At 65.0% G+C, this 2,344-nt stretch carries 1 protein-coding gene; it reads right to left on the bottom strand.

What is annotated here, in order from left to right; all coding sequences use genetic code 11:
- A partial coding sequence (locus tag ACWEQQ_RS44975; protein ID WP_452352564.1) for a protein kinase domain-containing protein occupies positions 1–2,213 on the bottom strand: 2,213 nt, incomplete at its 3' end.
- Positions 2,214–2,344 lie beyond the last annotated feature (131 nt).

Here is a 2,344-nt window from a genome sequence, read left to right as displayed (position 1 = left end):
AGTGCGGCGGCGGTCTGTAGTCCGGCCTCTGCTGCTTCTTCGGAGTTTTCCGCCAGGCAGTGTTCGAGCGCGTCGCGTAGATTCGGTAGCTCGCGGTCGAGCCTGGCGAACCAGTACGGCTGTCGGTCGCTGATCCACCCCGCCTCCGCGTCCAGCGCCAGCCGCTGATACCAGTCGCGGTGCTTGCTTCGCACCAGCTGATCCTCACCGGACTCACGTAACTTTTGCCGACCGAAATCCTGGACCGTCTCGAGCATTCGGAATCGCACCACGCCGTGGGATTCGTCTCGGATCACGATCGACTTGTCCACGAGTGTGGACAGCACATCGAGCGGGCTCTCCGGTGCCAGGTCGGTGCCGCAGATTTGTTCGGCGGCGTCGAGTTCGAAGCCTCCGGTGAATGCTGATAGTCGCGCCCACAGCCGTTGTTCGGCCGGGGTGCACAGCTGGTAGCTCCAGTCGATGGACCATCGCAGGGTCTGTTGGCGTGTGGGTGCGGTGCGACTGCCGCGTGTCAGTAGGGCGTAACGGTCGTCGAGGCGTTGCAGGATCTGTTCGGGGGCCATTGTCCGCATCCGGGCTGCGGCGAGCTCGATCGCCAGTGGCAGTCCGTCCAGCCGGGTGCAGATGCGGGCGATGGTGTCCTTGTTGTCGTCGGTGAGTTCGAAACTTGGCACGACTGCGGTCGCGCGGTCGGCGAACAAGGTGACCGCGTCGTAGCGGGGCAGTCCGCGCAGCGACGTTTCGTGGTTCGGGCTCGGCACGGTCAGCGGCGGTACCCGCAGTACCGACTCTCCGGCGATATCGAGCGGTTCGCGGCTTGTGGTCAAGATTTGCAGATGTGGACAGGCCTGTAGCCAGGTTTCGACCGACTCGGCCACGGCCGCGACCAATTGTTCGCAGTTGTCCAGGACCAGCAGCGACTTACGTGTGGACAGGAAGTCGACCACAACCTGCGCCAGTGGCCGTGCTGAATCGTCGCGCAGTCCGAGGGCGGCGGCAATCACGCCGACGAGCAGTGACGGGTCGGAGATATCGGCCAGTTCGACCAGCCATATCCCATCGGCGAACTCCCGACGCGCGGTCGTCGCGGCTCGCAGCGCCAGCCGGGTTTTGCCGATCCCGCCGATCCCGGTCAACGTCACCAGCCGGGCCGAGGACAGCAGATTCTTCACCTCCGCCAGCTCGGCGCGACGGTTGACGAAACTGGTCAACTCCAGTGGCAGCAGGCCCGCGGTGCGACGACCCACTGGCGCTGTCTGCGGACGCCACCCTAGGGTGGCGGGTTCACGGTCTGGGTGCTCGCGGTCGGGTTCGTCGTGTAATGCCATCCCATCGACGGCGAATCCATGGTTGCGCTGTGCTTGCCGGAATGCCTCGCCAAGCGCGGTCGACGAGGGCCGCTGGCGCGGGTCACGATCCATCGCCGCCGATACGATCGTGGATATATCGGCAGCGATGCCGTGCTCGTGCAGGTCCGGCACTGTCTGGGTGGTGATCCGCAGGAACTGAGTGACCACGTTCTCTCCGCTGCGACGTTCGAACGCCGCATGCCCGGTCAACGCACAGAATAAAGTGGCGCCCAACCCGTACACGTCCGCAGCCGGCGTGGGAGCCTCGCCTTCCAGTACCTCCGGGGCGGTGAACGCCGGGGATCCGGTGAGGGTGCCCGAGGTGGTCTGGAATCCGCCGGTGATGCGCGCGATTCCGAAGTCCGTCAGCGCGGGCTCGCCGTAATCGGTGAGGAGGATGTTGCCCGGTTTCACGTCTCGATGCAGGATGTCCAGGCGGTGCACGGTCTCCAGCGCCCCGGCGATCTTCACCCCGATCCACAACACGGTCTCGACCGGCAGCGGACCCTGCCCACGGATCCAGGCGTCCAGGGAGCCGACCGGGTGATACGGCATCACCAGATAGGGTCGTCCGCTCGCGGTGGTGCCCGCCTGCAATATGGTGACGATATTCGGATGACCCGTCAGCCGGCCCATAGCCCGCTGCTCCCGGAAGAAACGCACCCGGCTGGTGGTGTCCAGCTCGGCGGTCAACACCTTCACCGCCACCGTCCGGTCCAGCTCCGTCTGGGTACAGCGATAGACCACACCGAAACCGCCCCGCCCGATCTCCTCGGCATCCTCGAACCCGGCCGCGGCCAATTCCTCCGTGACCGGTACTGAGACTTCACGGGCTGTGCGGAACGGATCCCGCTCGTTCATCGGCTGCCCATATCCGCCGGTGTACCCGGCACTTACCAAGATGCGTTAACTCGTTGTTAACGGACAGCGTATCCCCAACGAACAACGGCGACCAGAAGTGCAAGACAAGCGGTAAGCGGTAGATCCGATCC

This window comes from Nocardia sp. NPDC004123 (assembly GCF_053603795.1).
The sequence above is the reverse complement of the archived record's forward strand: the minus strand, read 5'-3'. Positions and strand labels throughout refer to the sequence as shown.